Genomic DNA, 8,405 nt, shown 5'->3' with positions numbered 1-8,405 from the left:
CTTTTCAGATTATTATCGACAAGTCACTGCGTGAACTAAGGAACCGCCGTATACCGAACGGTACGTACGGTGGTGTGGGAGGTCGGCTACTCAATTAATGGGTAGCCTCCTACCCGATTGATTGCACGTGTTGTTCCGGCCTTATTCTTCGTTTGGTAAATAGACCTTTAATTTTTTTCTCAATTTCCCCTCAAACCTTACATGAAGCGCTTTTCTTTCAGTTTGCACACTATTGAAGATCGTTAAAATGGAGCTTATTTGAGTAAATTTACGAAGTTGTAAAGGAGCTGTACCCGAATGCTGTGGAAACATATCGCCACGTCAATTCGCTCGTCTCCAGTATTTGTATTCCTGATCGTATTTGGAGCCGTTTTCGACCTTATGTTTCGTTATCTGTCATCGCTCAGCTATTCCTTTTTAATTGATAAAGCACTAATTCCTCAAGATCCGAAGGCTCTATCCATCATTATAGGCGCGTTGCTGGGGCTAGGCACTCTTAACGTGGCAGCAGGTATTTCCGGCGATTACGCCACCTCGCGGCTAAGCGCCAAGCTGTTGTTCGATTACCGGCTTCAATTGTTCAGGCATATGCAGCTTCAGACTCAGCGCTTCTATCAACAGTTCAAGACCGGCGATCTTATGACCCGGTATGCCGACGATATTCCAGCGATTGAAGCGGCCATCATCCAGACCTTTAGCAGTGCGCTGCTGGCCGTTTCGAGCGTGATCATAGGGGTGGTTATTCTACTCAGCATGGAGTGGAAGCTTGCGCTTGTCGTGTTAGCCGGCTCTGCTCTGCTTTTCCTGCCTTTCAAGCTGCTCAAGTCCCGGTTGCAATCGCTCAATGAAGCTTATTATACGCAGCTGGACCTATTCAATAGCTCGATCGATGAGAATATAAAGGCGTTCAAAGTCGTACGAGTATTCAATCTGCGTGAGAGTATGCTGGCTAAAGTGGAAGTTATTCTCCGATGCATGCTGTCGATCGGTGTGCATAGAGGGTTCGTCGGCTCCAATCTTAATCGGCTGCCTGTGCTGGGCATTTCGATTCTCACTGCGGTCGTCCTTGCATACGGCAGCTATTTGACGTTCGAGGGGCGTCTTACCATCGGTGAATTTATCGCCTTTAATTCCGTATTTGTTCTGGTCGGCCATTCGATGTTCGGCGTTGCCGCTGTGCTGCCCACCTTCCTGGCGGCGAGAACGAGCCTTCAGCGGCTGCATCAAGCGATGGAATGGATGCCGGAAGTAGACGAACGGGGAGTGTTGGAGCTTCCGCCAGTCCGTTCGGAAATCGCGCTGCGAGACATCACATTCGCTTATGTACCGGGCGAGCCTGTGCTGCGGCACCTTAATCTTGATATACCCATTGGACGTTATACCTCTATCGTAGGTCCGAGCGGCTCCGGCAAAAGCACGGTGCTGCAGCTGCTGATGCGATTCGCCGATCCGGACGGAGGAGCGGTGTTATACGACGGACACGATGCCAGAGAAGTCAAATTCGCATCCTTGCTCGGGCAAACCGGTGTTGTCTTCCAGGATTCTATCCTTCTTCACGCCACGATAAGGGATAACATTCGTATAGGGAAGCCGGATGCTTCAGAAGCGGAAATCGAGGAGGCCGCGCGGGCGGCCGGCGTGCATGAAGCGATCGCCGGATTCCGGGATGGATACGATACCGCTGTCCACAATCATGGGGATAGCTTATCCGGAGGTCAGCGTCAGCGCATAGCGCTGGCTAGGGCGCTGCTGCGCGATCCGAACCTCTTATTCTTGGACGAAGCAACCTCGGCTCTTGATCCGGACACCGAACGGGCTGTCAATGAAACGATTGTTTCGCTCAAAGGTACCAGATCGATAATTTCGGTTACGCATCGTCTCTCTTATGCAGCCATGTCCGATCATATCATCGTTATGGCCCAAGGCGAGATAGCCGAATCAGGGACACACGAGCAGCTTATGGAGCGGGGCGGCCTTTACCGCCAGATGTGGGAGAAGCAGCAGGGGTTCATACTGGATAAAGACGGAGTCAGCGCTCATGTTCAAGTACATCGGCTGCGAGGGCTGCCTTTCTTCAGTGGGATCGAACAAGAGGCGTTGGAGCAAATGGCCGGTCTTTTTGTTGTAGAAAGATTCGAAGCGGGTATACCTGTCGTCGAGCAGGGGAACAGCGGAGACAAGTTTTATTTGATCGCGAGAGGGAAAGTTGACGTATACAAAGCTGCAGCAGCAGGAGACCGGCATAAAGTAGCGGTGCTGTCGGACGGGGACCATTTTGGGGAAATTGCGCTTATGCACCACGTTCCGAGGACGGCCACGATTGTAACGGCAACGCCTTGCTTGCTGTTGTCGCTGTCGTACGATCATTTCCATCCATTGATGGAAAAGTTCCCATCTATTCGCGAGGAGCTCGAAGTGACGATAAAAGTACGAATGAAAAGGAGAGAGGCATGATGCTGAAGTGGGTGATCGCTGATTCGGAACAGCACAGGGAGGACGGAGTTCGATTTTTATGTAAGCATGCGGAAGACCTTGGCGTACCTTACCAGTGGTGCACGGTGATGGACTTTGTTTATATGTCCGCTAGCGATGACGGATTTATGATGGCGTTGGACGAACAGGGGAGAGTTCGGGGAATCTTGATGTACACACCGTTTCTCATGAAGATGAGTGGCGCGGAACGAATCCGGATCGAAATTCAGTTGCTTTACTTGGAGAAGGAAGTCCGTGGAGGCAGAGCGATTGCGCGGGCAGTCGAGGCGTTCGCCGAAAGAGAGCTCGAGCTGCCCGAACCCGCCTTTGACGTTGAATTTTTTGTCGTCCAATCTGATGCCAATCGCCGATTATTTGGTAAAATCGCCTCGCTAAGCGAGACTCAATTGCACACGTGCGGTCCGTTGGATGTATTCCGAACCACTCCCGACCTGTTAAGGCGGGCTGCGGCGATGGTTTTCTCTAGAACGGGCAGACGGCAAACAAATAAGACCGGCATGAACGCCGGCCTTCAATCATAATTGCGATGACGCGGGATTCGGTATGATTAGCGCTTGGTCGTCGTCCCGTAGGTTCTATGAACCGTACCCGATTGTGTTCCTGGATCTCCCATTGTGATCACCTCCTTTGTTAAATGTAGTACTAAATATACGAAATCGGATAGGAAAAATCAACTATATTTGTAAAAATATTTAAAAAACATTTTACCTAAGGATGTGACGGATTTGGTCTCCATCGCTATTTGCTCGAATACACTTCAGTGGAGCAGGTTTACCGATTTTTATATCCGGAATCGAACGGACATCATTCCGAATTATCCGATAGCGCTTGCCGCCAGAGACGTCCGAAACTACATGAGAGAAGGAAGAGGAGCGATTCTGACGAATGATAGAGATGAGGTCGTCGGAATCGGTAGCTTCGTACTCGGACTTGTGGATGATGACTTTCAGGATAAGGAAATTGCGGTGCTTGGAAACAGCTGTTTTCTGGAGGAATATCGGAGCAGCAGGACGTTCATACGCGGCCTGCAGGTGCTGGCGGAACAAATTGTTGACGCGAATCCCGGTGTGCGGGAGGTGAGGATTCCGACGGCAGCTGCGAACGAATACACCAATCGGCTGTATCGGAAGTTTGCGGATAAGCACGGAGTCTACGAGACAGAGTACGGAACAACGCTTGTATACTCCACACCTTATAGCCGCTTCGCCGACTTCTGTAACCGGTATAAATAAAGCGGGAGATAGGTACGTGTTAAACTCCTCTGCAAGATATTGACATTTTTCTAACGAATTCTGAAATAAACCGCGATCTTCACTGCGGTACAATTCAAATTCTAGTAGATACACGAGGGCAGCCGGCCAGATCGATCGGCTGCCTTTGTTCACCTAACGTGCAGGATAGTTATAATTGTTTTGCACCTTATGTATGATTTGGACATGTTAAGATGATCACCGGGCATCTATTATCGAAAAGAGGATGAGGCGTGAACAATTTCATAAATCATGTGGTTGGTTCAATCGCAGCAAATACAGAAACGATTGGAAGCTCATTAAGGGCAGGAGAGTCCAATAAAAGGAAGTTCTTCTTAATGGTAAAGATAGCAAAAGAAAAGAAGTGCAGCAGCATTCAATAGTATAAACTCGGTGTGTAGCATCCAATTATTGAGAGGAGCCATTTGCATGAATCAAAACTACAACGCTGTCTTTACGGTAGACCAAAGCCCTGAAGTAGTCTTTAACGCGATCAATAATGTCCGAGGATGGTGGTCACAAGAAATTGAGGGTGATACGGACAAGCTCGGTACTGTATTTAGCTATCATTACAAAGACATCCACCGCTGCAAAATGGAGATAACAGAGTTAATTCGCAATGAAAAAGTCGTTTGGTATGTACAGGAAAACTACTTTAGTTTTACGCAAGACAAAACCGAGTGGACAGGCACAACAATCAATTTTGAAATCTCTAGAAAGGGCGACAAAACGGAAGTCAAGTTCACTCATATTGGCTTAGTTCCCCATTTTGAATGCTTCAATACCTGCACAGAAGGATGGAACAACTATGTCAACGGCAGTTTGAGAAGCCTGATTACGACTGGTATAGGGCAGCCTAACATCGGGGATCCCATCACCGATAGTGAACGGTCGCTAAGTCAATAAGCATTGGTGAACCATTAAAGTAAAGATTTTTTCGACCCTTGGGTTTGATAGCTCAATCAATACGAGGAAACGGCAGCAGATAAATTAGATCTTCTGCCAAAGGTCTGAGGGAAAACTGTCGAGTGACAAGAACATACTTCCTTAAAAGTCGCGTAGTTGCGACTTTTTTTGTTTTTAGGACGCAAGTTCTTGTTAAAATGAACAATAATTATCCCATTGCACTAACGGCCACGATAGTGAAATAAGAAGCCCTGAAATCCTTCGGAATGCCTTCGCAAAGAACGATTGTTAACTATCAGAATATTTGGTATAATATGACTAATTAAAATGTACTGCGTGTGACTGGCGGAGCATGGGGAACCATGAGGAAGCACGCGGGGTATGTGCCGTACGCCTGGGCGAGAGTGGTTAATCTTTGGATTAAGCGCTCTTTTTTGTTTTCCCAATCCAATCGAGCGAAGGAGAGTTGATCGAAGGTGGAAACGATTCAGACGTATTTGGACCTGCACGACCCCGAGGTAGCGGCCATGACGGGTGCGGAAAGCATTCGTCAAAAAAGCACACTTACGCTCATCCCGTCGGAAAACTATTCTTCCATGGCGGTCCGGCTGGCGCTGGCCTCTTCATTCACGAACAAGTACGCCGAAGGCTATCCGTATTTTTGGGAAAACGGGGAACGGAGCATGCAGAAGAACGGGCGGTACTATCGCGGACAGGCGAACACGAACGCCTTAGAGCGTTTGGCCATCGAAAGGGCGCTGAAGCTGTTTACGCCGAATCCGCAAGCGTATCATGCCAATGTGCAGCCCTTGAGTGGCTCGCCAGCCAATCTTGCGGTGATGCATGCTTTTTTGAAACCGGGGGACACGTTTCTCGGACTTTCGTTGGACTACGGTGGACATTTGACCCACGGGCACCACGTCAACATGACGGGCGCATCATATCGAGCCGTTTCATACCGGCTGAACATCGACTACGAGTTGGACTACGACGAAATCCGCGAGCTGGCACGCCTCCATTCACCCAAGCTGATCATCTGCGGGGCGACTGCTTATCCGCTGCAGATCGATTTTCAGCGCTTGGGGGAAATCGCCAAAGAGGCCGGTGCGTTGCTTGTCGCCGATATCGCTCACATTTGCGGGCTGTGCGTTACCGGGCATCACCCCCATCCGTTCCCGCATGCCGATATCGTCACCACGACCACGCACAAAATGCTGCGCGGACCGAGAGCCGGACTCATCCTATGCAAAAAAGAGCTAGGTCCGGCAATTGACCAAGCGGTATTTCCGGGACTTCAGGGAGGACCGCACATGAATACGGTCGCCGCCATGGCAATCGCCTTCCGTGAAGCGATGAGCGGGGAATACAAGCAGTACGCCGGGCAGATTGTCCGCAATGCGAAGACTCTAGCGGAACATTTGCAGGCGGATGGCTTCCGTCTGATGGGCGGACGAACTGAGAATCACCTGCTGCTTCTCGATATCCTTCATTCGGATAACGGGCTGGCTGCCAAGGATGGGCATTGGCTTTCTATTCGCTGGGAACGGGCCGGCATCATTGCTAACAAAAACGCCGTGCCCGGCGACAAGAAGCCCTGGTACCCGTCCGGCATCCGGCTCGGCACGCCGGCCGTAACGACGCTGGGAATGAAAGAAGCGGAAATGCGGCAAATTGGAGATTGGATCGTACGTGCCACCCACGGGGCCGATAACGACACCGAGCTGGAGCAAATCCGCACGGAAATCGCCACTATGGTGGAGCGGTTCGCACCGAGACAATTCGTTTGAGATGTATGTGGGCATGATTTGCAATAGTCAAGGTCCGGCTTTAACAATCGATATTAGACAATGATGAGGGAATGTTGATTTACATGGGGCGTATTTAGAGCAAGACAACGTTTTAAATGAGATTAATATTTCCAATAAAGTGGGCGTGAATAAAAAGTGAGCCATAAACAAGTTGTAAGCAAAATTTCTAAGATATGCTTTACTTACATTCCAGTAGCCGATGTAAGGCGGTCGGCAATATGGTATTCGGAAATTCTGGGTTTTCAGCTCGATTTAGTTTTCGATTCCCACGCAATTCTACAACCTGACCTTCAGTTGTTACGATCGGATGCTCCAGTAACTCAAAATACGTTGGACGACAAACCACTTCCACGAACCGCTTATTTTTGCGATAACATTGTCGAGTTTCATGAATATTTGAACGAACGGGGAATTCAGACGGAAGAGATTATTGATGAAGGAGAATGCGGTTGTCATTTTGAGCTATATGACCCAGATGGTAATCGAATCACAGTTTGGCTGGCTAAATAATCGGTAAATCGGGCGTAATCTCTTATTAAATGACGGGAATGTATTATGGAGAATTATAAGTTGTTTTCAAATTGGTTAAATCAGATTTTAGAGCAAGACATCACCAAAGAAATAAAAGCATTTAATTTTAACATATATGAAGGTTCAGAAGATACGTACGATATACAATTAATTGGTTCAGATGAATTCAATGAGGATGACTCCGATTGGGCTTGTACCGACTATTTTACTTCGGAAGAAGATATTTGCTATATAAAAAGAACAGAAGATATTCAACATTGGGAACAAGGTTTAAACTACATTACGATGTTGGTGGAACGTTATCTTAAAGAAGGAGAGTATGCAAACATCCTCAAGAATGCATATGCGATTGGAATTGGATTTGTAGATGGGGATATTGATATTCTATATCATGCTTGAATAATAGTCTTTTGTTGTGATGAGTGCGATGTCGTCGCAAAACTAACGGGCACGAGAGTTTAGGAACTGCTACCAGCAGGATAAAATAGCAATGAGTTGAAATAATAGAGCAGTCAGTTATTCGGAGGAAAGAACTTATATTGCAAGACAAGAAAAGAATTTCCCCATTTGATAAATATACTTTTTTGAAAGATGCATTGAAGAAATTCGACTGGCGTTTACATATAGATAGTGATGTTTTCACAGAGAGCGACTTAATTGAAAATATCCAACGAGGATGGATGAGTGAAAATGAATAAAAGCCATTAAGAGTCAAGCTTATAATGTCGATACAATCAATTTATCCAACGGGGATACAGATGAAATGTATAGTGTGAAATTTGGAGACGTTTGGGTCGGTTCAATAAAGAAAGCATAAGTTCTCCTTAGATGAATTGTCAGCAAGGCCGCCGATTACTTCGACGGCCTTTTGCTGCTCAGACTGTGTCAGAAAGCATGCTTTTTGGCATTCATGGCACACATTTATGTCTTTGGACAACTACGTGATTTTGCTAAAAGAAAAACTGGTTTTATTTGAATCTTGTTGCTGAAGAGCGGGGTATGATACATTAGTTATCCGATCGTTCGTAACTAAGCAAAGATGAAATGACGATTTTGGAAGAAATTGCAGTTGCATGTATCTACTAATCTATGATATATTGTTATTCCGGCCGTATAAACGAGTCGGTTGAAAGAAAATGATTGCTCCTTGAAAACTGAACAACGAGCGTGCAAGTGAGGCTTCGCAAGAAGCCAAACAAGTCGAATTTTCGGCTGTGCAAACTCCGAAGTATTCGACACAAGTCAGTACGAATTGAGCTATCGGCTCTTCTTCACCCCAAAAAGTGACGTGAAGCTTTGCAGCAACACCGATTACTTTTCGGGGACCCCGGGGAACCGGGACCTTATTGGAGAGTTTGATCCTGGCTCAGGACGAACGCTGGCGGCGTGCCTAATACATGCAAGTCGAGCGAGGCCT

At 47.4% G+C, this 8,405-nt stretch carries 7 protein-coding genes, 1 rRNA gene and 1 riboswitch; all 8 genes read left to right on the top strand.

Annotated features, from left to right (window positions below; genetic code table 11):
- The first annotated feature begins 297 nt into the window (after positions 1-297).
- On the top strand, positions 298-2,454 hold the full coding sequence (locus FE783_RS36890) for an ABC transporter transmembrane domain-containing protein (RefSeq protein WP_138884389.1): 2,157 nt from the start codon (positions 298-300) through the stop codon (positions 2,452-2,454).
- Entirely contained in the window at positions 2,451-3,014 is a 564-nt protein-coding gene (locus tag FE783_RS36885; RefSeq protein WP_138884388.1) for a hypothetical protein, read from the top strand. Before FE783_RS36890 ends, FE783_RS36885 begins: the two co-directional genes overlap by 4 nt.
- A gap of 204 nt (positions 3,015-3,218) precedes the next feature.
- Positions 3,219-3,725 carry a hypothetical protein gene (locus tag FE783_RS36880; RefSeq protein ID WP_138884387.1) on the top strand — a complete coding sequence of 169 codons (507 nt, stop codon included), beginning with the start codon at positions 3,219-3,221 and terminating at the stop codon, positions 3,723-3,725.
- A gap of 447 nt (positions 3,726-4,172) precedes the next feature.
- Positions 4,173-4,649 carry an SRPBCC family protein gene (locus FE783_RS36875; protein WP_138884386.1) on the top strand — a complete coding sequence of 159 codons (477 nt, stop codon included), beginning with the start codon at positions 4,173-4,175 and terminating at the stop codon, positions 4,647-4,649.
- 328 nt (positions 4,650-4,977) lie between these two features.
- Positions 4,978-5,056, top strand: a riboswitch (ZMP/ZTP riboswitch).
- A 69-nt stretch (positions 5,057-5,125) separates the two neighbouring features.
- The gene (locus FE783_RS36870) at positions 5,126-6,436 is read left to right on the top strand and encodes a serine hydroxymethyltransferase (protein WP_238403432.1); all 1,311 of its coding nucleotides are present in this window, start codon (positions 5,126-5,128) and stop codon (positions 6,434-6,436) included.
- Between the two features lie 156 nt (positions 6,437-6,592).
- A complete protein-coding gene (locus tag FE783_RS36865) occupies positions 6,593-6,967 on the top strand; it encodes a VOC family protein (RefSeq protein WP_138884385.1) in 375 nt (124 codons plus the stop codon).
- 45 nt (positions 6,968-7,012) lie between these two features.
- Entirely contained in the window at positions 7,013-7,387 is a 375-nt protein-coding gene (locus tag FE783_RS36860; protein WP_138884384.1) for a hypothetical protein, read from the top strand.
- A gap of 944 nt (positions 7,388-8,331) precedes the next feature.
- Positions 8,332-8,405: ribosomal RNA gene (locus tag FE783_RS36855) — 16S ribosomal RNA — on the top strand; the annotation flags it as partial.

Source organism: Paenibacillus mesophilus (assembly GCF_005938385.1).
GTDB classification, from domain to species: Bacteria; Bacillota; Bacilli; order Paenibacillales; family NBRC-103111; genus Paenibacillus_AB; species Paenibacillus_AB mesophilus.
Note: the sequence above shows the minus strand (reverse complement) of the source record. Positions and strands in the feature narration are given on the sequence as shown.

What these genes read in the sequence shown, in the direction of transcription:
- FE783_RS36860 (WP_138884384.1), top strand. Translation starts at nt 7,013, where the DNA reads ATGGAGAATTATAAGTTGTTTTCAAATTGGTTAAATCAGATTTTAGAG.
- FE783_RS36885 (WP_138884388.1), top strand. Translation starts at nt 2,451, where the DNA reads ATGATGCTGAAGTGGGTGATCGCTGATTCGGAACAGCACAGGGAGGAC.
- FE783_RS36890 (WP_138884389.1), top strand. Translation starts at nt 298, where the DNA reads ATGCTGTGGAAACATATCGCCACGTCAATTCGCTCGTCTCCAGTATTT.
- FE783_RS36875 (WP_138884386.1), top strand. Translation starts at nt 4,173, where the DNA reads ATGAATCAAAACTACAACGCTGTCTTTACGGTAGACCAAAGCCCTGAA.